The 20,824-nt window shown below is 71.8% G+C and carries 18 protein-coding genes; 8 read left to right on the top strand and 10 right to left on the bottom strand.

Going from position 1 to position 20,824, the window contains the following annotated elements; all coding sequences use genetic code 11:
- Positions 1-25: 25 nt before the first annotated feature.
- From ACWDXC_RS16130 to ACWDXC_RS16115, 4 genes are read left to right on the top strand one after another with little or no spacing between them, the layout of a single operon-like run.
- Positions 26-745 (top strand): amino acid ABC transporter ATP-binding protein, encoded by a 720-nt coding sequence (locus ACWDXC_RS16130; protein ID WP_364175373.1) that lies wholly within the window; start codon positions 26-28, stop codon positions 743-745.
- 20 nt (positions 746-765) lie between these two features.
- Positions 766-1,623 carry a glutamate ABC transporter substrate-binding protein gene (locus tag ACWDXC_RS16125; RefSeq protein WP_449982185.1) on the top strand — a complete coding sequence of 286 codons (858 nt, stop codon included), beginning with the start codon at positions 766-768 and terminating at the stop codon, positions 1,621-1,623.
- A 58-nt stretch (positions 1,624-1,681) separates the two neighbouring features.
- Positions 1,682-2,350 (top strand): amino acid ABC transporter permease, encoded by a 669-nt coding sequence (locus tag ACWDXC_RS16120; RefSeq protein WP_449982182.1) that lies wholly within the window; start codon positions 1,682-1,684, stop codon positions 2,348-2,350.
- Positions 2,347-3,240, top strand: coding sequence for an amino acid ABC transporter permease (locus ACWDXC_RS16115; protein WP_449982179.1), 894 nt, complete (start codon positions 2,347-2,349; stop codon positions 3,238-3,240). The genes ACWDXC_RS16120 and ACWDXC_RS16115 overlap by 4 nt, the downstream gene beginning before the upstream one ends.
- Here ACWDXC_RS16115 and ACWDXC_RS16110 read toward each other — a convergent pair.
- From ACWDXC_RS16110 to ACWDXC_RS16095, 4 genes are all read right to left on the bottom strand, one after another.
- Positions 3,237-3,722 (bottom strand): S26 family signal peptidase, encoded by a 486-nt coding sequence (locus ACWDXC_RS16110; RefSeq protein WP_449982176.1) that lies wholly within the window; start codon positions 3,720-3,722, stop codon positions 3,237-3,239. The genes ACWDXC_RS16115 and ACWDXC_RS16110 overlap by 4 nt on opposite strands.
- Positions 3,719-5,536, bottom strand: a complete 1,818-nt coding sequence (locus ACWDXC_RS16105) for an ABC transporter ATP-binding protein (RefSeq protein ID WP_449982173.1) — start codon at positions 5,534-5,536, stop codon at positions 3,719-3,721. The genes ACWDXC_RS16110 and ACWDXC_RS16105 overlap by 4 nt, the downstream gene beginning before the upstream one ends.
- On the bottom strand, positions 5,533-5,997 hold the full coding sequence (locus ACWDXC_RS16100) for a TlpA family protein disulfide reductase (protein WP_449982170.1): 465 nt from the start codon (positions 5,995-5,997) through the stop codon (positions 5,533-5,535). Before ACWDXC_RS16100 ends, ACWDXC_RS16105 begins: the two co-directional genes overlap by 4 nt.
- Positions 5,998-6,121: 124 nt before the next feature.
- A complete protein-coding gene (locus tag ACWDXC_RS16095) occupies positions 6,122-6,325 on the bottom strand; it encodes a hypothetical protein (protein WP_364175390.1) in 204 nt (67 codons plus the stop codon).
- A gap of 233 nt (positions 6,326-6,558) precedes the next feature.
- On the opposite strand from ACWDXC_RS16095, the gene ACWDXC_RS16090 reads away from it, so the two are divergent.
- On the top strand, positions 6,559-8,382 hold the full coding sequence (locus ACWDXC_RS16090; RefSeq protein WP_449982167.1) for a S9 family peptidase: 1,824 nt from the start codon (positions 6,559-6,561) through the stop codon (positions 8,380-8,382).
- Here ACWDXC_RS16090 and rny read toward each other — a convergent pair whose 3' ends face one another.
- From rny to ACWDXC_RS16070, 4 genes are all read right to left on the bottom strand, one after another.
- Positions 8,383-9,999 carry a ribonuclease Y gene (gene rny / locus ACWDXC_RS16085; protein WP_219513480.1) on the bottom strand — a complete coding sequence of 539 codons (1,617 nt, stop codon included), beginning with the start codon at positions 9,997-9,999 and terminating at the stop codon, positions 8,383-8,385. It abuts the gene before it with no gap.
- A 584-nt stretch (positions 10,000-10,583) separates the two neighbouring features.
- On the bottom strand, positions 10,584-12,881 hold the full coding sequence (recX, locus tag ACWDXC_RS16080; protein WP_449982165.1) for a recombination regulator RecX: 2,298 nt from the start codon (positions 12,879-12,881) through the stop codon (positions 10,584-10,586).
- Positions 12,882-12,892: 11 nt separating this feature from the next.
- On the bottom strand, positions 12,893-13,984 hold the full coding sequence (recA, locus tag ACWDXC_RS16075; RefSeq protein ID WP_364175399.1) for a recombinase RecA: 1,092 nt from the start codon (positions 13,982-13,984) through the stop codon (positions 12,893-12,895).
- Positions 13,985-14,247: 263 nt separating this feature from the next.
- Complete coding sequence (locus ACWDXC_RS16070; protein ID WP_449982162.1) at positions 14,248-14,598, bottom strand: YciI family protein; 351 nt, start codon at positions 14,596-14,598, stop codon at positions 14,248-14,250.
- A 127-nt stretch (positions 14,599-14,725) separates the two neighbouring features.
- Here ACWDXC_RS16070 and ACWDXC_RS16065 point away from each other — a divergent pair, with 127 nt between their 5' ends.
- Complete coding sequence (locus tag ACWDXC_RS16065; protein WP_449982159.1) at positions 14,726-15,001, top strand: hypothetical protein; 276 nt, start codon at positions 14,726-14,728, stop codon at positions 14,999-15,001.
- Here the strand turns inward: ACWDXC_RS16065 and ACWDXC_RS16060 are convergent, their stop codons facing one another.
- Positions 15,002-15,196 (bottom strand): DUF3046 domain-containing protein, encoded by a 195-nt coding sequence (locus ACWDXC_RS16060; protein WP_219513439.1) that lies wholly within the window; start codon positions 15,194-15,196, stop codon positions 15,002-15,004. It abuts the gene before it with no gap.
- A 43-nt stretch (positions 15,197-15,239) separates the two neighbouring features.
- On the opposite strand from ACWDXC_RS16060, the gene ACWDXC_RS16055 reads away from it, so the two are divergent.
- Positions 15,240-15,434: a hypothetical protein gene (locus ACWDXC_RS16055; RefSeq protein WP_449982156.1), complete on the top strand. Its 195-nt coding sequence runs from the start codon at positions 15,240-15,242 to the stop codon at positions 15,432-15,434.
- Positions 15,435-15,444: 10 nt separating this feature from the next.
- Here ACWDXC_RS16055 and ACWDXC_RS16050 read toward each other — a convergent pair whose 3' ends face one another.
- Complete coding sequence (locus tag ACWDXC_RS16050) at positions 15,445-15,933, bottom strand: VOC family protein (RefSeq protein WP_449982153.1); 489 nt, start codon at positions 15,931-15,933, stop codon at positions 15,445-15,447.
- An 87-nt stretch (positions 15,934-16,020) separates the two neighbouring features.
- Between ACWDXC_RS16050 and ACWDXC_RS16045 the strand changes: the two genes are divergently transcribed.
- Complete coding sequence (locus ACWDXC_RS16045; RefSeq protein ID WP_449982151.1) at positions 16,021-20,742, top strand: ATP-dependent helicase; 4,722 nt, start codon at positions 16,021-16,023, stop codon at positions 20,740-20,742.
- The last annotated feature ends 82 nt before the right edge of the window (positions 20,743-20,824 follow it).

Genomic DNA, 20,824 nt, shown 5'->3' with positions numbered 1-20,824 from the left:
CGGGGACGTCACTCCACTGGTGCAGATGGAGAACGTCAACAAGCACTTCGGGGCGCTGCACGTCCTGAAGGACATCAACTTGACCGTCTCTCGTGGCGAGGTTCTGGTCGTCATCGGTCCTTCCGGCGGTGGTAAGTCCACGTTGTGCCGGACGATCAACCGGCTGGAGACCATCGACGGCGGGAGGATCGTCTTCGACGGCCAGGTGTTGCCGGCAGAGGGCAAGTCACTGGCGCGGTTGCGGTCCGAAGTCGGCATGGTGTTCCAGTCGTTCAACCTGTTCGCTCACAAGACCATCCGCGAGAACGTCACCCTGGGCCCCGTCAAGGTGCGCGGCCAGGCGAAGGACGCCGCGGACAAGCGGGCGATGGAACTGCTGGAGCGTGTCGGGATCGCGGCGCAGGCCGACAAGTACCCGGCGCAGCTGTCCGGCGGCCAGCAGCAGCGTGTGGCGATCGCCAGGGCCCTGGCGATGGATCCGAAGATGATCCTGTTCGACGAGCCCACCTCGGCACTGGACCCGGAGATGGTGCAGGAGGTGCTCGACGTCATGATCGGGCTGGCCCGCGACGGGATGACCATGATGGTCGTCACGCACGAGATGGGGTTCGCCCGGCGGGCGGCCAACCGGGTGGTGTTCATGGCCGACGGCCAGATCGTCGAGGAGAACACCCCGGACGAGTTCTTCACCAACGCGCAGACGGATCGGGCGCGCGACTTCCTTTCGAAGATCCTTACGCACTGACGAGCAAGAGGCAGGTACACATGCACATGCGTCGAATGGGAGCGGTGCTGTCCTTTGCGGCGATGGCCGCGGGGCTGGCCGCCTGCGGCGGTGGCGAGACTTATGCGTCCGTGGCCGACAAGGTCGCCGACGGCGGCACCGTGGTGGTCGGCACCAAGTGGGACCAGCCGAGCTTGGGCCTGAAGAAGGGCGCCGAGCCCGAGGGCTTCGACGTCGACGTCGCCAAGGCCGTCCTGAAGGAGATGAACGGCGGCAAGGACGTGGCGATCGAATGGAAGGAGTCGAAGTCCGACAACCGGGAGCCCTTCCTGGCCAACGGCACTGTCGACATCATCTTCGCCACCTACTCCATCACCGAGTCGCGCAAGTCCAAGGTGACGTTCGGCGGCCCGTACGTGATCGCCCACCAGGACGTGATGGTCCGCAAGGACGACACCTCCATCAACACCCCGCAGGACCTGGTCGGCAAGAAGATCTGCAAGGCCGCCGGCTCCAACTCCTACAAGCGGATCACCGACCCGCCGCCGGACGGCGAGCTCGACCTCGACGCCACGACGGTCGACGCGGCCAGCTACTCCGAGTGCATCCAGAAGCTGGGCGGCAACAACCTTGACGCGGTAACGACCGACGACCTGATCCTGGCGGGCTTCGCCAAGCAGGCCGGCGGCAACTTCAAGGTGCTGGGCCAGGGCTTCACCGACGAGAAGTACGGCATCGGCCTGAAGAAGGGCGACACCAAGACGTGTGAGGCCGTCAACAAGGCGGTCCAGTCGCTCTGGCAGAAGGGGACGATGAAGCAGCTCCTGGAGAAGTGGTTCGGGGGCATCGAGGGCCTGAAGGTCTCGACGGAAGCCCCGCCCGCCGAGGGTTGCAGCTGATCCTCTCTGAGGCGGCGGCCGGTCTCCCGGCCGCCGCCCTCCTATGTGGTGGAGCACGATGGACGACCTAATCAAGTACGCACCCGAGCTCGCCTTGGGTTTCTGGGAGAACGTCAAGCTCTCGGCCGTGGGCGCGGTCGTCTCCCTGATCCTGGGCACGATCCTCGTGGCGATGCGGGTTTCGCCTACTCCCGTACTCCGAGTCGTGGGCACCTTTTACGTCAATGTGGTGCGTAACACGCCGCTGACGCTGGTGCTGGCGTTCTCCGCGCTGGGTCTGAGCGACCAGCTCGGTCTCGTCTTCTCACAGGTGCCGAGGACCAACTCGTTCTGGATCGTCGCCATGGGCCTGTCGGCCTACACCGCGGCGTTCGTGTGCGAGGCTCTGCGTTCCGGCATCAACACGGTGGCGCTCGGCCAGGCGGAGGCGGCGCGGGCGATCGGGCTGACGTTCTCGCAGTCGCTGCGCATGATCATTCTTCCGCAGGCGTTCCGCGCGGTCATCGCGCCGCTCGGCAGCGTCATGATCGCCATGATCAAGAACACCACGGTCGCGACGGCCGGCGGTTACCTCGCCGACGCCGCCGCCGTCATGAAGATCGTCTTCGACGACACCGGCGCGTCGATCCCGATCTTCATCGGAATCATCCTCGCCTTCATGGCCCTGACGATGCCGATCGGCTTCTTCACCGGCTGGCTGGCCCGACGTCTGGCGGTGGCCCGATGAGCACCTCGGTCCTCTTCGACACCCCCGGCCCGCGCGGCAGGATCCGCAACCACCTGCTCACGGTGGTCAGCGTCGTGGCGGTGGCGGCGCTCCTCTACTGGGTCTACAGCGGCTTCGACGCCAAGGGCCAGTGGGAAGGGAAGATCTGGGAGCCGTTCCTCCAGGCCGACACCTGGCGCTACTACATCATCCCGGGTCTGATCGGCACGCTCCGTGCGGCAGCGCTGGCCGCGGTGCTCGCGCTCGCGTTCGGCGCCGTCTTCGGCCTGGCCAGGCTCTCCGACCACCGGTGGATCCGGGTCCCGGCGGCCACGGTGGTGGAGGTCTTCCGGGCCATCCCGCTGCTGCTGCTGATCTTCTTCATCTTCTACCTGGCGCCGACGATGTTCGGCTCCGGCGACTACGCCTTCATCGCGGTGGTGCTCGGCCTGACCCTCTACAACGGGTCGGTGCTGGCCGAGGTCGTCCGGGCGGGCGTGCAGGCGGTGCCCAGGGGCCAGTCGGAGGCCGCCTACGCGGTCGGCATGCGCAAGAACCAGGTGATGCGGCTGGTGCTGCTGCCGCAGGCGGTCACGGCGATGATGCCGGCGATCGTGAGCCAGCTCGTGGTGCTGCTCAAGGACACCGCGCTCGGCTACATCATCGCCTATGTCGACCTGCTCAACACCGGCTTCAAGATCCTGCCTGCCGTGTTCTTCGGCTCGCTGATCCCGGCGGCGATCGTCATCGGCGTCATCTACGTCGGGCTCAACCTGCTGCTCAGCTATCTGGCCACCTGGCTGGAGCGCCGCAGCCGGCGCAGCCGCAAGACGTCGGCCGCGCCGGTCGCGCCTCCCGGGGCCGAGGCCGTCGGCCTGCGCTCCGGCGGCGGGCTCGACAGCACGGACTAGCCGCGCGGACGGGGTCCCGGGGCACGTCCCGGGGCCCCGCCGCCGTTCAGCTTCCTGACCATCACGCCCAGCAGGCTCTCGCCCGGGAAGTAGCCGCGCGTCCTGGAGTCGCTGCTGCGCGGCGGGTTGTCGCCGATCACCACCAGCTTGCCCGGCGGCACGCTCTCCTCGGGGACGCCGGCCAGGCTCGGCAGCACGTCCTTGGGCAGCGCGTCGCCCGGCGCGGCCAGCACCCGCTTGATGATCCACGGCCGGTTCAGCGCCGATCGGCGTACGGCGTCGGGGTCCTCACCGCCGGGGTTCAGGACGACGATGTCGCCCCGGCGGACGCGGCCGAGCCGGGTCCTGCGCACCAGCACCCGCTCGCGGGGCAGCAGCGTCGGCGCCATGCTCTCCCCCCACACGGTGACCACGACGTACGTGCGCCGCAGCCACAGGGCGACGGCCGCCGGCGCCCCCAGGGCGATCAGCCACCAGCTCATGTCGGCTGGTATCCCGTGGCCTGCAGCCTGAACAGGCGCGCGTAGGCGCCGTCACGCTCGATCAGCTCGTCGTGGCGGCCCTGTTCCACGATCTTCCCGCCTTCCAGGGTGACGATCAGGTCGGCGTCCCGTACGGCGCCGAGCCGGTGGGAGATGAGCAGGCTGGTCCTCCCCTCGCGCTGCCGCCGGATCTGGGCGTGGATCTCGTGCTCGGCCTCGGCGTCCAGGCCGGAGCTCGGCTCGTCCAGGATCATCAGGTCACGCCGGTCGCGCAGGAACGCCCTGGCCAGCGCCAGGCGTTGCCACTGGCCGCCCGAGAGCACCACGCCGGTGGCCGCGTCGTCCTTGTCGGCCTCGCTGGCGAACATCCGCGACAGCAGGGTGTCGTAGCCGTGCGGCAGCGTGGCGAGCTTGTCGTGGATGCCGGCCCGCCGGGCCGCGTGCTCCAGACGGGGCCGGTCGCCGAGGGCCGCCAGGTCGCCGAGCGCGATGTTCTCGGCGGCGGTCAGGTCGTAGTGCATGTAGTCCTGGAACACCGCGCCGATGCGGCGGCGCAGCTCGGTCACGGACAGCTCGCGCAGGTCGGTCCCGTCCCACAGGATGGCGCCCCGGCCGGGGTCGTAGAAGCGGCACAGCAGTTTCACCAGCGTGCTCTTGCCTGCGCCGTTGAGGCCGACGAGCGCCACCGCCGCGCCGTGCGGGATGAACAGGCTCACGCCCCGGAGGATCCACGGCTGGTCGTCGGCGTAGCGGAACCACACGTCCCTGAGCTCGATGCCTTCGCGCAGTCCGGGCAGCGGGCGCGGGGTGGCGGGTTCGGGCAGGTCGGGGCCGAGCTCCGTCACGGCCGAGAGGTGCGCGAACACCAGAAGCTCCTGGTGCCCCCGGCCGAGGCCGGTGACCAGCGACGTCACCGCCGCCTGGAGGGCGGCCACCGAGCCGATGACCATCGACACGTCGCCGACGGTGAGCTGTCCCCGGCTCGCCGCGAGCGCGGCCCACACCAGCCCGCCCCCGGCGACCAGGGCGCCGAGCAGCCCGTAGGCGGCCTGCGCCCGCGTCTCGCGCAGGTCCACGGCCCGGCGCCGGACCAGCGAGGCGCGGTGCTCGGTCAGCATCCGCCCGCGCAGGAACGACCCGATCTCGAAGAGCCGGATCTCCTTGGCCGCCTCCACGGTCCCCAGCAGGCGGCCGTAGAAGAACTCGCGCCGCTCGGCCGGGCTGATCTCCCACAGCATCCCGGCGCGCCGCCGCGACAGGGCCAGCTCGGCCAGGAACATCGGCACCCCGGCGGCCAGCGTCACGACCGCCAGCCACGGGCTGACCACGTACAGGGAGCCGAGCAGCCCCAGCACCGTCACGGCGTTGCGCACCAGGCCCAGGCCGCCGTCGACGAGCGATCCCGGCGAGCGCGCGGCCTGCTGGGCCAGCCTGAGCCGGTCCAGGAACTGCGGATCCTCGAACCGGGCCAGCCCCGCGAACCGCTCCACCGCCCGGAACAGCTCGTCCTTGGCGCGCAGGCCGCTCAGGCGGTCGATCTCCGAGCGGAGGAACTGCGCGGCCTGGCCGAGCACCGCCGCTCCCGCGCCCACGGCGGCCACCCCGGCGGCCGGCCAGAGCAGCGCGGCGGCTCCCGCCCGGTCGCCGAGCGCGTCGAACAGCAGCTTCGTCAGCCACACCGTGGTCACCGGCAGGCAGGCCTGCACGACGGTCACCAGCGCGTACGCGGTCAGCGTCCACCGGCCGGCCCGCCAGGCGATCGTCGCCGCCAGCGCCGCCGTCCGCGGCAGCGACGCCCGCGTCGGCACGCTCATACGAGCGCGGCGACCGCGGCCGGATCGGACCCCACGGCCTCCACCACGCCTCGCGACACCAGGGCGAACGTCGGGAAGCCCGACACTCCGAAGGCCGTGGCGATCGGGCCGTCCGGCCGCTCGATCACCACGGTGGCCACGGACTCCAGGGCCGACACGTACGCCGAGCTGTCCTCCAGCTCGGCCATCGTGGCCACGACCGCCACCACCGGCGTCGGGGCGCCCGCCGCCAGGGCGGCGAACTTCGGCAGGCTCTCCTCGCACGGCCGGCACCCGACGGCGAAGAAGCCGACCAGCGCCCGCTCACCCAGCGAGGCCGCCGACAGACCGGCCGAGCTGAACTCCCCCACCGGCCGGCCGGGCCGGGAGACGGCCGGGCGAGCCGGCTTCGCCAGCGCCTCGGTGTGTTCGCGCAGCCGGCGGATCACCCCGAAAGTCAGGAGCAGATTGAGCAGGCACACAATTCCCAGGACAATGACCGCGGCAGAAAGGACGTCCACTGTTGACTCTTTCTCTCTCATACGAGGATCGGGCTTGACCGGAAATGCGGCCAAGCCCAACCGTTAATCCCCAGGAATCAGGCGATCAGCATTCGTAGTGGCGCTCGAAGTAGCAGTTCATGGAGCCGGTGCCGCCGGGGCAGCACGTCTTCTTGCCGTACCAGAGCTGGCTGTGCCAGTAGTAGCATCCCCAGGTGACGACGCATTCGTCGTCCGCGGCGGCCGCGCTGGTCCGGGGGACGATCGCACCCAGAAGGCGATCGGCGAGGCTGCCCATTTTACTGAGCATTTGACTCCTTTCCGCGCTCAATTGTGCAAGTGAGATCAGTAAACATTTCCAGCTTTACCCCCTCAAGATCAAAACCATGTGATCTAGATCATATTGTCCTGTTCTGCTGGGCATAGTAATGGCCGGTAATTCAGCCGATGGAGCGTTCCCGCGCCCGGCGCCGGCCCCGGATCCGGCCGGCCATTACCGTGACCTTGACCACGGGCGGCGCGGATTTCCGGCAAGATTCGGTTATGCCCGTCGCATCGTGGCCCTCGCCCATCTCCACCGCCGATGTCGCCCGTGCCGGTGCTCGTGCCGGCTGGCCGTACGCCCTCGACGGGCAGACGTGGTGGACGGAGGAGCGGCCCGAGCAGGGCGGCCGCACCACGGTCATGCACCGCGCCGCCGACGGCCGCCACCGTGAGCTGCTGCCCGCGCCGTGGAGCGCCCGCACCCGCGTGCACGAGTACGGCGGCCGCCCCTACACCGTGACGCCCGACGGTGAGCTGATCTTCGCCAACCTGGCCGACCAGCGCCTCTACCTGCGTGACCACACCGGCGCCTGCACCCCGCTCACCCCCGAGGGCGACCGCTACGCCGACCTGCTCGTCCGCGACGGCCACGTGTGGTGCGTGCGCGAACGCCACCGCGACGGCAAGGTCAGCCGGGCCGTCGTGTCCGTCCCGCTGACCGGCGGGCCGGTGCGCGAGCACGTCACCGGCAGCGACTTCTACGCCTACCCCGCGCTGTCCCCCGACGGCCGCCACCTCGCCTACATCTGCTGGGACCATCCCCGCATGCCGTGGGACGGCACCGAGCTGCGCGTCACCCGGCTGCCCGACGGCCACACCCGCACCCTGCTGGGCGGCCCGTCGGAGTCCGTGCTGGCCCCGAGCTGGCGCGACGACGACACCCTCTACCTGATCTCCGACCGCTCCGGCTGGTGGAACCTGTACGAGACCGGCCTCGACGACCCTTCGCCCCGGCCGCTCTGCCCCCGCGACGAGGAGTTCACCGGGCCCCTGTGGAACCTGGGCGGAGCCCCGTACACGATCCTCGCCGACGGCCGGCTCGCGGTGCTGCACGGCCGCGCCGACCTGCGGGCCGGCGTGCTCGACCCGCGCACCGGCGTCCTCACCGACCTGCCGCTCCCCTTCGACGGCTGGGCGCCCGCGCTGAGCACCGACGGCACGTCCCTCACCGGGATCGCGTACGGGTCCGCGACGCCGCGCACGGTCGTCCGCGTCGACCTCGGCAGCGGCGAGGCCGAGGCGCTCAGGCGCGACGTCGAGCGGTTGCCCGACCCCGCCTACCTGCCCACGCCGCGCCCGATCGAGCTGCCGGGCAGCGGCGTGCACGGCTTCCTGTACGAGCCCGCCAACCCGGTCGAGATCCTCCAGGAGCCGCCCCCGTACGTAATTTTCGTGCACGGCGGGCCGACCGCGCACGCCGGGGTCGCGCTCGACCTGGAGAAGGCGTACTTCACCTCGCGCGGCATCGGCGTGCTCGACCTCAACTACGGCGGCTCCACCGGCTACGGCCGGGCCTACCGCGAGCGGCTGAAGGGCAAGTGGGGGCTGGTCGACGTGGACGACACGGTCGCGGCGGCCCGCTGGCTGGCCGCCGAAGGGCTCGCCCAGCCCGGCCGCATCGCGGTGCGCGGCGCCAGCGCCGGCGGCTGGACCGTGATGGCCTCCTGCTGCCGGTCCGGCGAGTTCGCGGGCGGGGTGTCCTACTTCGGGGTCAGCGCGCTCGCCCCGCTGATCGCCCACACGCACGACTTCGAGTCACGCTACGTGGAATGGCTCGTCGGCTCCGACCCCGCCGTCTACGCCGAACGCGAACCGCTCGCCCTCGCCGACGGCGTGACCTGCCCCATGCTGCTCCTGCAAGGGCTCGACGACCCCGTCGTGCCGCCCGAGCAGTCGTCCGCCTTCGCCGACGCCCTGTCCGAACGCGGCGTCCGCTGCACCTACCTCGCCTTCGAAGGCGAGTCGCACGGCTTCCGCCGCACCGAGACCCGCTCCGCAGCGCTGGCCGCCGAACTGGCCTTCTACCAGCAGCTGTTCACCTGATCAGCGCGCGAACTCCGTCGCCCGCGACTCCCGCACCACCGTGATCCGGATCTGCCCCGGATAGGTGAGCTCCTCCTCCACCTGCTTGGCCACGTCGCGGGCGATCACCTGCGCCTGGATGTCGTCGACCCCGTCGGGCTTGACCATCACCCGGATCTCCCGCCCCGCCTGCATGGCGAAGACCTTGTCCACGCCCTCGTACGACTGCGCGATCTCCTCCAGCCGCTCCAGCCGCTTCACGTACGCCTCCAGCGACTCGCGCCGCGCGCCCGGACGGCTGCCGCTGATCGCGTCGGCCGCCTGCGTCAGCACCGCCTCGACCGTGCGCACCTCGACCTCGTTGTGGTGCGCCTCGATGGCGTGCACCACGTCCTCCTGCTCACCGTAGCGCCGCGCGATCTCCGCGCCGATCAGCGCGTGACTGCCCTCGACCTCGTGCGTGAGCGCCTTGCCGATGTCGTGCAGCAGGGCGCAGCGCTTCATCAGCGCCTGGTCCATCTTCAGCTCGGCCGCCATGATGCCCGCGATGTGCGCCGACTCGATGAGATGCTTGAGCACGTTCTGCCCGTAGCTGGTGCGATAGCGGAGCTGGCCCAGCAGCAGCGTCAGCTCCGGATGCATGTCGGTGATGCCCAGCTCGACCAGCGCGTCCTCGCCCGCGCGGGCACACAGGTCCTGCACCTCCTGCCGGCTGCGGTCGTGCGCCTCCTCGATCCGCTGCGGATGGATGCGGCCGTCGAGCACCAGCTTCTCCAGCGTCAGCCGGGCCGTCTCCCGGCGCACCGGGTCGAAACACGACAACAACACCGCCTCCGGCGTGTCATCGATGATCAGGTTGACGCCCGTCGTCGACTCGAACGCCCGGATGTTGCGGCCCTCACGGCCGATGATCCGGCCCTTCATCTCGTCACCCGGCAGATGCAGCACGCTGACCACCGACTCGGCCGTCTGCTCCGCCGCCACCCGCTGCACCGCCAGCGTCACGATCTTCGTGGCACGCTTCTCGCCCTCCTTGCGGGCCTCACCCTCGATCTCCCGGATGATCAGCGCGGCCTCACGCTTGGCCTGGTTCTCGATCTCCTTGACCAGCTCGGCCTTCGCCTGCTCGGCCGTGAGCCCCGCCACCCGCTCCAGGATGACCCGGCGCTCCTCCTCGACCCGCAGCAGCTCCTCGCGCCGGTCGGCCAGCTCGATCTCCGTCTCGGCCAGCTTGCGGTCACGCTCCGCCTGCCGCCTGGCCTCCTCGTCCAGCCGCTGCTCACGCTCACCCAGGCGGCTCTCCCGCCGCTCCAGATCGGCGCGCAGCTCCTTCAGCTCCGACTTCAGGACCTGGCTCTCCTGCTCCACCTCGCGGCGCATCTGCGCGGCGCTCTCCGCCGCCGCCTCCGACCTGCGCAGGATCTCCTCCGCGTCGGCCTCGGCCCGGTCACGGATCTTGCCGGCCTCCTCGCGGGCCTGCTCCAGCTCGTCCGTGACAGCCTGCTCCTGCTCCGGGGTCAGCTTCTTCTTCGCGGGCGCACCGCCGGACGTCCGGCGTACGACGATGTAGAGGGCGCTCATCATCCCGCACGTCAGCGCCACGACCGCCACCGACAGCACCACGACCAGCGGCCCCATGTGCGCCCCGCCCTCCTCGCGTCGTCAACACCCACAAACGCGGCCCTCGCCCAGGAGGGTCACGGGCGCGGCACGGAAAGCCCGATCGGCGTCGTCACCAGGACCGATATCAAGCCAAGGCACATCGGGCGCCGACACCCGCAGCCGGCACCTCGCCTGCCTCGATCACTCAAGCTCGTAAGTCCGTCGTTCACCGGTATGGCAATCCGCACTGCGCGGAGTAACTCCTCACTGCCGTCGAGGTTATGCGTCGAACAGGTCACGAGCAAGCAAACGCGTTATCAAGCGTGTCTTACGCTCGCATCCGCCGTGCGTGAACACCTCGGGACACACCGCCCTCCCTACCGCTGGTGGACCCCCGATTCGGCACCGCCCGCACGGCCGGCTCTCTGGCGCCCGACGCGCCCGGAGCCCCGACGCCACGCCCATCCGGATCACCGCCCGCACGGGTCGCCGTCTGTCCGGGTCACCGCCCGTACGGGGTCACCGCCCATACGGGCAGCCATTCGAACGGGCCACCATTCGTACGGGCAGCTCCCTGCAGCCAGCCGCCCATACCTACAGCCGTCCACCCGCGTGACCTCCTACGGGTAGTCGTCTTCCATCTCGATGCCCTCCTGTTCGAGGGCCTCGCGGACCACGCGGAACGCCAGGCCGGACGGATAGCCCTTCCTGGCGAGCATGCCGGCCAGGCGGCGCGTGCGGGCCTTGGGGTCCAGGGACCGCGTACTGGCGAGCTTGCGCTCCACCAGGCGGCGGGCCGTTTCCAGCTCCTGGTCGGGGTCCAGGCGCTCGACGGCCTCGTTGACGGTCTCGGAGTCGACGCCCCGATGGCGCAGCTCGGCGGCCAGGGCACGCTTGGCCAGGCCCCGGCCGTGGTGCCGGGAATCCACCCACGCTTCGGCGAACGCCTCGTCGTTGATGAGCCCCAGCTCGGAGAACCGGTCGAGCACCGTCTCGGCGGCCTCGTCCGGTACGTCCCGCTTGCGGAGGGCTTCGGCCAGCTGGGCACGGGTCTTGGGAGCCATCGTGAGCAGCCGCAGGCAGATGGCCCGGGCCACCGACTCGGGATCGGCATGCGGGGTCGTACCTGCCGGCGAGTCCTGATCCGGGCCGTCAGGCAACCAACCGCGCCCGGCCCCACGCCCACCGCCGCCTGCAGCACCCCGCCCGGAGCGCCGCCCCTTCCCGTACCGACCCTTTCCTCCCGAACGGCGCCCCTTCCCGGAGCCCCACTCCCCGGGCTCCTCGGACCGGCCCTCGTCCGACCCTCCGTCCTCAAACAGCCCACCGAACGCCGCCTCTACCCGCCCACCGGACCCCGCGCCGGGGTTCTGGGCAACGGGGGGCGAGGGCTCGGGGTCCGCACGCTCGAACGGAGGTGCGGGCTCGGAGGCACTGGGGTCGGAGGCACTGGGGTCGGAGGCACTGGGGTCGGAGGCACTGGGGTCGGAGGCACTGGGGTCGGAGGCACTGGGGTCGGAGGCACTGGGAGCCGGCGGAGGCTCCGGCTCGGCCTCACGGGGCACGAACGGGGGCGGCGGCTCCGAACTGTCGGACGTGAACGAAAGCCCAGGCTCAGGCCCGACTTCCCCAGGCTGAGCCCCGGCCGGCTCGGTTCCCGCACGGTCGGATCCGACAGGCTCGGGTCCCACGGAATCGGATCCCACAAGGTCGGGGCTCGCAAGGTCAGGTTCCGCAGAATCGGACCCTACGGGCTCGCCCGCAGCGTCGGCCCCCGCAGGGTCGGGTCTCGTAGGGTCGGGTCTCGTAGGGTCGAACCTCGTAGCGTCGGACCCGACAGGCTCGAGTCCCCTAGCGTCGGGCGCCACAGACGCAGAACCGACAGGCTCGGGACCGATGGGCTCAGAACCGGCAGGCTCGGCGGGCCCGGAGCCGGTGAGCTCGGCGGGCCCGGAGCCGGTGAGCTCGGCGGGCCCGGAGCCGGTGAGCTCGAAACCGGCAGGGTCGGATTCGAGTGGCTTGGAGTCGGCGAACTCGAATTGTGGTGGCTCGGTGAAGGACACCGACGCCGTGGGCGCTTCCCAGGGGGCAGGCTCCGTACGATCCCCCGCAGACGCCGCATCGCCGGACCCGAAGAACGGGTGCGCCGTCCCGGCCGTCCCGGGGAACGCCGCCGCCTCCGACTGAGGAGCGGCCGGATCCGGTTCCGGGGACGATGGGGCAGCCGATCGGGAGCGGCGCAGCTCCTGCCACTCGTCCGGCGACGGCCAACCGCCACCGGCACGCTCGTCGCGCCCATCATCGAACCGTCGGCGGCCACCACCGCGGTCATCGTCACCCCGCGACCAGCCGCCGCTACCACCCGGTGCCCAGCCGGTGTCGCGGTCACCGTCTGATGACCGGCTGTTGGCGGGGGCGGGGTCCGCCCAGGGACCGTCGCCGTTGCGGGAACCGCGCGACGAGCGGCCGGGGGTGCCGGTCGGGTCGTCGGAGGCACCACGGCCACGGCCCGTAAGTCGGCCACCTCGACGGCCCGAGGTCGTCGAACGCCCAGAACGGCCACGCCCGGAGGCCCGCGACGACGGGGCATCCAGGGCGGAGGCATCGGCACCTGAGGCACCGGCCCCTGGGACACCGGCACCCCGAGCGTCGGGACCCTGACCGCCGGGACCCCGAGCGTCGGCACCCTGACCGTCGGCACCTCGGGCGCCGAAGCCCGAACCCCCGAAGCCCGAACCCCCGATGCCCGAAGCGCCGGCGCCCTGGCCGTCAGTGCCCTGGGCATCGGTGGGGCGGGGTAGGCCGCCCGGGGCGAGGCGGGTGGGTTTGCGGCGGCGGCGGGGTGGGGTGGTGGGGAGGTCGGGCCAGGCGCCCCAGTCTCTAGAGTGGGGCGCCTGGTCCGGATCCTTGTCACTCATGCGGCGACCGATCAGACGTCACCGGGCTTCGGCGTGGACTTGGAGCCACGGCCGGTGGGAGCCGGTGCGGCGGCGGCCGCGGGGGCGGGCTCCGCCGGGGTGTCGAGGCGGGGGCCGACGCCGAGCTTGTCCTTGATCTTCTTCTCGATCTCGTTGGCCATGTCGGGGTGGTTCTTCAGGAAGTTGCGGGCGTTCTCCTTGCCCTGGCCGAGCTGGTCGCCCTCGTAGGTGTACCAGGCTCCGGACTTGCGGACGAAGCCGTGCTCGACGCCCATGTCGATGAGGCCGCCCTCGCGGGAGATGCCGACGCCGTAGAGGATGTCGAAGTCGGCGACGCGGAAGGGCGGCGCCATCTTGTTCTTCACGACCTTGACGCGGGTGCGGTTGCCGACCGCCTCGGTGCCGTCCTTGAGGGTCTCGATGCGGCGGATGTCCATGCGGACGGAGGCGTAGAACTTCAGCGCCTTGCCGCCCGTCGTGGTCTCGGGCGAGCCGAACATGACGCCGATCTTCTCGCGGAGCTGGTTGATGAAGATGGCGGTGGTGCCGGTGCTGCTGAGGGCGCCGGCGACCTTGCGCAGGGCCTGGGACATCAGGCGGGCCTGGAGGCCGACGTGGCTGTCGCCCATCTCGCCCTCGATCTCGGCCTTGGGCACCAGGGCGGCCACCGAGTCGATGACGATGATGTCGACGGCGCCGGACCTGATCAGCATGTCGGCGATCTCCAGCGCCTGCTCGCCCGTGTCGGGCTGGGAGACCAGCAGCGCGTCGGTGTCGACGCCGAGCTTCTTGGCGTATTCGGGGTCGAGGGCGTGCTCGGCGTCGATGAAGGCGGCGATGCCGCCAGCGCGCTGGGCGTTGGCCACCGCGTGCAGGGCGATCGTCGTCTTACCGGAGGATTCCGGGCCGTAGATCTCGACGATCCTGCCGCGCGGCAGGCCGCCGATGCCGAGGGCCACGTCCAGGGAGATCGACCCGGTGGGGATCACCTCGATGGGGGCTCGGGCGTCATCGCCCAGGCGCATCACGGACCCCTTGCCGAACTGCCGCTCGATTTGAGCGAGCGCGGTCTCGAGGGCCTTCTCGCGGTCGTTGATTGCCATGGGAACTCCCCCTGGAGAGTCTTGGGTCCGAACAGTCGAGTGAAAGCTATGGCCTGCCACCGACATTTTTGGCCGCCGCCGGGGAAGAAGTGGCCCGGCGAGGTCCATGGTAGCCGAACGACTGTTCGATCACACGCCGAACGCGCCGTCACGGGCCCGGCGCGTTCGGGCTCACCGGCCGGGCGCGTTCCAGCTCACCCGCCGGATGCGTTCCAGCTCACCCGCCGGACGCGTTCCAGCTCACCCACCAGGCGCGTTCCAGCTCATGGGCCCGGCGCGTCCCAGATCGGGCGGATCTCGATGCCGGCGCCGATCGGGCAGTGGCGGGCGAGCTCTTCCGCCTCGTCGAGGTCGGCGCATTCGACCAGGTAGAAGCCCGCCAGCTCGTGCCGCAGCGGGACGAACGGCCCGTCGGCGGCGACCGGCGGCTCCCCGGGCGGGCCGGGGCGCAGCGTGCGGGCCGCCGGGTGCAGCGCCTCGCCGGTGAACGGGACGCCGCGCTCCCTCAGATGGCGCGCGAACGCCTCGTGCTCGGCGAGCGCGGCCGTCATCCCGGCCTCCGTGACGGACTCCGCGTAGCCCTCCGGGTCGAACAGCAGCAAAGCGAACCTCATCGTCGTACCTCCTCGAAGAGTCTCTTCGAGAAGCATGACGAACGGGCCGGTCCGCGATTCGACAGGGACGTGTTGTCAGCGGCTGTGAGCTGGGGAGACTCACAGAGAGACGTCAGGAGGCCGCGACGTGGCGAGCGCGTACACCGGGGAACGGCGCACCCATCTGGAGGCCCTCGCCGCGCTGCTGAAGGGCCAGGGACTGGTGAGCCGGCTGGTCGGCGGCGACGAACCGGTGCTGTGGACGTGGCATCCGCGTTCGGGACGGCGCACGCTGGTCTTCGCCACCCCGTCGCGGCAGGGCTGGCAGTTCCTGTGGTCGCCCGGCGGGCTGCACGACGCCGAAGATCCGGAAGGGGCCGCCGGCAAGCTGAGGGACGCGCTGGAGGCTCCGGAAGCCGAGTGATCAGCGGAGCCGGGGAGAGACGTCCTCCACCTGGCAGACCGCCCGCCAGACCGACTTGGCGCTCTCGCCGTCGGCCAGCGCCTGCACGACGGTGCGGCCGTCGAGCGGGGCCAGCACGTAGTCACGCGCCCACGACTCGGCGTAGGCGTCGCCGAAGTGCTCGCGCATCCGTCTCCAGAACTCGGTCAGGCGCATCACCCAAGTATGGGACGCCCCCGGGAGTGGGTAGGACATCCCCATGCCGAAGACCCCCAAGTCCTCACCCCCCAGATCCGCCAAGGTCAAGGCCAACAAGGCCAGGCGGCGCCGGTTACAGCTCGACCGGCGGCTCGCCGTACGGAAGGAGAAGGAAGAACGTGCCGAGAGGCACGCGGGCATCAGGCAGGAGCCGCGTGCGGGCGCGCCGCGCACGCGCAGGGCGTCGCGCCGCTAGCCGTACAGGGTCAGAGCACGCGTGCGCCGTACATCTCCCCGAGGTGGTCGGCGAGCAGCTCCAGCCGGGCGCCGTCGGGGTCCTTGAAGTAGATGGAGGCGCCGCTCTCGATCTGGTGCGGCACGCCGGCCGCCTCCAGCTTCCCGCGCAGCCGCTCCCAGGTGGCGGGGTCGACGGAGATCGCCACGTGGTGCAGGCCGCCGAACACCTCCTGGTACGGGCCGAGGTCCAGGCCGGGGAAGTCGAAGAACGCCAGCAGGTTTCCGTTGCCGATGTCGAAGAAGAAGTGGCTGGAGCCCTCGTAGTCGCGGTTCTCGAAGATCTCGGTGAGCGGGAACTCCAGCAGTTCCTGGTAGAACTTGACGGTGCGTTCCACGTCCGACGAGACCAGGGCGATGTGATGCAGGCCGCGGGCGCTGCTCGACGGACGGTGCGGTAAGACGTACCGTTCGCGAATCTCCTCGCGGCGAGCCTCCAGGGCTGCGTTGTCGATGGTCACGGTCGGTGTATGTCCGCTGAGCGGCCGCTCAATCACGCGGCGCGGGGCGAAGCGTTTTCTGTCGGTGCGGCGAGGCAGTATGAGCGCGTGAGCTCGCTCGACCACTTCAGCCAGGTGACCAGGCAATGGTTCGCCGGGGCGTTCGCCGCGCCCACCGCCGCCCAGGACGGCGCGTGGGAGTCGATCGCGCGCGGTGACAACACGCTCGTGGTCGCGCCCACGGGTTCCGGCAAGACGCTGGCGGCCTTCCTGTGGTCGCTCGACCGGCTGGCCGCCGAGCCGTCCGAGGGCGGCGGCACCAAGGTCGTGTACGTGTCGCCGCTCAAGGCGCTGGCCGTCGACGTGGAGCGCAACCTGCGCGCGCCGCTGGCCGGGCTCAAGCAGACGGCGCGGCGGCTGGGGCTGCCGGTGCCGGAGATCTCGGTGGCGATCCGCTCGGGCGACACGCCCGCCGAGGACCGGCGGCGGTTCGCGGCCCGGCCGTCCGACATCCTGATCACCACGCCCGAGTCGCTGTTCCTGCTGCTCACCAGCCAGGCGCGGGAGGCGCTGCGCGGCGTGCGCACGGTGATCGTCGACGAGGTGCACGCGGTGGCGGCGACCAAGCGCGGCGCCCATCTGGCGCTCACGCTGGAGCGGCTCGACGCGCTGCTGGAGCGGCCCGCCCAGCGGGTGGGGCTGTCGGCGACGGTGCGGCCGGTGAGCGAGGTGGCGGCGTTCCTCGGCGGCTCCCGCCCGGCGACGGTGGTGCAGCCGCCGTCCGACAAGGTGATCGAGGTCGAGGTCGTCGTCCCGGTGGAGGACATGACGGAGGTGGAGTCCCGCCCGCCCGACGCGGAGAACCTCGCGCCCGACCCGGCGAACCGGTCGATCTGGCCGCATGTGGAAGACCGGCTGTTCGACCTGATCGAGGCGCATTCGTCCACGATCGTGTTCGCCAACTCGCGGCGGCTGGCCGAACGCCTCTGCACCCGGCTCAACGAGCTGGCCTACGGCCGGCAGCAGGGCACCGAGGCCGTCGACCTGTCGATCTGGGAGACGGGGCCGCCGCGCGTGCCCGCCGAGGTGATGGCGCAGGCGGGGGCGAGCAAGGGCGTGGTCACCGAGATCGTGCGCGCCCACCACGGCTCGGTGTCCAAGCAGGAGCGGGCGCAGATCGAGGAGGCGCTCAAGTCGGGGCGGCTGCCGGCCGTGGTCGCCACCTCAAGCCTGGAGCTGGGCATCGACATGGGCGCGGTCGACCTGGTCGCGTGCGTGGAGGCGCCGCCGAGCGTGGCCAGCGGGCTGCAGCGCATCGGCCGGGCCGGTCACCAGGTGGGCGCGGTGTCCAAGGGCGTGATCTTCCCCAAATACCGCGGCGACCTCGTGCAGACGGCCGTGGTCGCCGAGCGGATGAAGAGCGGCCTCATCGAGGAGCTGCGCTATCCGCGTAATCCGCTCGACGTGCTGGCCCAGCAGATCGTCGCGATGACCGCGCTCGACGAGTGGACCGTCGACGAGCTGGAGGCCGTGGTCAAGCGGGCGGCCCCCTACTCGACGCTGCCCAGGAGCGCGCTGGAGGCGACGCTCGACATGCTGGCCGGCCGCTATCCGAGCGAGGAGTTCGCCGAGCTGCGTCCGCGCATCGTGTGGGACCGGGTGACGGGCACCCTCCAGGGCCGTCCCGGCGCGCAGCGGCTGGCCGTCACCAACGGCGGCACCATCCCCGACCGCGGCCTGTTCGGCGTCTTCCTCGTGGGTGAGAAGGCGTCCCGGGTGGGCGAGCTCGACGAGGAGATGGTGTACGAGTCGCGCGTCGGCGACGTGTTCGTGCTGGGCGCGACGTCATGGCGGATCGAGGACATCACCGCCGACCGGGTGCTCGTCTCGCCCGCGCCGGGGCAGCCGGGCAAGCTGCCGTTCTGGCACGGCGACACGCCCGGCCGTCCCGCCGAGCTGGGCAAGGCCATCGGCGGGTTCCTGCGCGAGCAGGCCGCCCAGGAGTCGCCCGACCGGCTGCGCGAGGCCGGGCTCGACCCCTACGCCGCCGCCAATCTGCTGGCCTACCTGCGCGAGCAGCGCGAGGCCACCGGCTACGTGCCCGACGACCGGACCCTGCTGGTCGAGCGCTTCCACGACGAGCTGGGCGACTGGCGGGTCGTCATCCACTCCCCCTACGGCGCGCGGGTGCACGCCCCGTGGGCGCTAGCGATCAACCGGCGGCTGCGCGAGCGCTACGGCGTCGACGTGCAGGCCGTGCACTCCGACGACGGCATCGTGCTGCGCATCCCCGACACGCTGGCCGAGCCGCCGACCGACGTGGCCGCCTTCGACGCCGACGAGATCGAGCAGATCGTCACCGAGGAGCTGGGCGGGTCGGCGCTGTTCGCCTCCCGGTTCCGGGAGTGCGCGGGGCGGGCGCTGCTGCTGCCGCGCCGCGTCCCCGGCCGCCGCAGCCCGCTGTGGCAGCAGCGCCAGCGGGCCGCCCACCTGCTCGGCGTCGCCTCCCAGTACGCCTCGTTCCCGATCGTGCTGGAGACGATGCGCGAGTGCCTTCAGGACGTGTTCGACGTGCCGGGGCTGGTGGCGCTGATGCGCGACCTGGCGGCGCGGCGGGTGCGGCTGGTTGAGGTGGAGACGTCGCAGGCGTCGCCGTTCGCCGCGTCGCTGCTGTTCCACTACGTGGGCGCGTTCATGTACGAGGGCGACGCGCCGCTGGCCGAGCGGCGGGCGCAGGCGCTGGCCCTCGACACGACGCTGCTGGCCGAGCTGCTCGGCCAGGCCGACCTGCGCGAGCTGCTCGACCCCGACGTGATCGCCGACACCGAGCGGGAGCTGGCGCGGCTCGACCGGCCGCTGCGCGACCCGGAGGACCTCGCCGACCTGCTCCGCTCGCACGGGCCGCTGCTCGCGCCCGACGTGAGCGTACGCGGCGGCGACCCGGCCTGGCTGGAGGAGCTGGAACGGGCGCGGCGGGCGATTCGCGTACGGATCGCGGGCGAGACGCAGTGGGCCGCGATCGAGGACGCCTCCCGCATGCGCGACGCGCTCGGGGCGCCGCTGCCCGTGGGCATCCCCCACGTGTTCCTGGAGCCGGTCGCCGACCCGCTGGCCGACCTGGTGGCGCGGCACGCGCGCACCCGGGGGCCGTTCCACGCCTCCACGGCCGCCGAACGGTTCGGGCTGGGCGTGGCCGTGGTGACCGACGCGCTGCGCCGGCTGGCCGTGCCCGGACGGGTGGTCAGCGGCGAGTTCCGGCCCGGCGGGCGGGGCGAGGAGTGGTGCGACGCCGGAGTGCTGCGCACGCTGCGGCGCAGGTCGCTGGCCAGGCTGCGCAAGGAGGTCGAGCCGGTCTCGGCGGAGACGCTGGCCACGTTCCTGCCCGCGTGGCACGGCATCACCGGATCACGGGGCGGCGCCCGCGCCGGCGGGTCCGGCGGCACGGCGCGGGCGATGGATTCGCTCGTACGGGCCGTCGAGCTGCTGCAAGGAGCAGCGGTTCCCGCTTCGGCGCTGGAGACGCTGGTGCTGCCGTCGCGGGTGCCCGGCTACCATCCGGCGCTGCTCGACGAGCTCACCTCGTCCGGCGAGGTGATGTGGGTGGGGCAGGGGGCCCTGCCGGGCGGCGACGGGTGGGTGTCGCTCTACTTCGCCGACACCGCGCCGCTGCTGCTGGCCGAGCCCGCCGAGATCACGATGACGCCGGTGCACGAACAGGTGCTGGAGGCGCTCGGCGGCGGCGGGGCGCTGTTCTTCCGCGGGCTGTCCGACCGGCTCGGGTCGCTCGACGACGCCACGCTGGCCGCCGCGCTGTGGGACCTGGTGTGGTCGGGGCGGGTGTCGGGCGACACTCTCGCGCCGCTGCGGGCCGCGCTCGGGTCCGGACGGCCCGCGCACCGGCCCGCGACCAGGCGGCGGCGGGCGGTGCTGCCCAGCCGGAGCGGGCCGCCGACCGTGGGCGGGCGCTGGTGGCTGCTCCCCGAGCCCGCCGCCGACGCCACCCAGCGGGCCCAGGCCCAGGCCGAGGCGCTGCTCGAACGGCACGGGGTGGTGACGCGCGGCGCGGTCACGGCGGAACGGCTGCCGGGCGGGTTCACGCCGATCTACCAGGTGCTGCGGGCGTACGAGGAGAGCGGGCGGTGCCGGCGGGGCTACTTCGTCGAAGGGCTCGGCGGGGCGCAGTTCGCCCTCCCGGGGGCAGTCGACCGGATGCGCGCCATGTCCCCGAGCCTCACCTCCCCGGCAGCCTCGCCGTCGGGGGGTGAGCCGTACGGGGGTGGGGTGGGAACGCCCACGGATTCGGCTTCGTACGGAGGCGGGCCCCGGGAAGGGGCGCCGTCCGATGAGGCTTGGTCCGGGCGCGCCCCGGCGGGTGCTGCTTGGGCGGCCTCCTCGGGGGCGGGCTCCTCAGGGCCGGGCTCGTCGGGGGCGGCCTTGTCCCGGACGGGGGAAGCGGGGCGGGGGCGGCAGGCGGTGGTGCTGGCGGCGGCGGACCCGGCCAACCCGTACGGGGCGGCGCTGGGGTGGCCGGCGCATCCGGGGGAAGTCGGGCACAAGCCGGGCCGGAAGGCGGGGGCGCTGGTGGTGCTGGTCGACGGCTACCTGGTGCTCTACGTCGAGCGGGGCGGCAAGACGCTGCTGTCGTTCGCCGACGGGGAGCGGTTGCAGCCGGCCGTCGACGCGCTGGCGCTGGCTGTGCGTGACGGGGCGCTGGGCAAGCTGACGGTGGAGCGGGCCGACGGGGAGCCGATCGTCGATTCGCCCCTCGCAGCGGCCCTGGAGGAGGCGGGCTTCCACCCGACCCCCCGCGGCCTCCGCCTACGAGCCTGACCGAGGCGCCGCCCACGGCTGCCGACCCTCGCAGGGCGACGGGCCGTACAGGGTGATGGGCCGCACGGGGTGGCGGGCCGCA

Source organism: Nonomuraea sp. NPDC003214 (assembly GCF_053590035.1).
The sequence above is the reverse complement of the archived record's forward strand: the minus strand, read 5'-3'. Positions and strand labels throughout refer to the sequence as shown.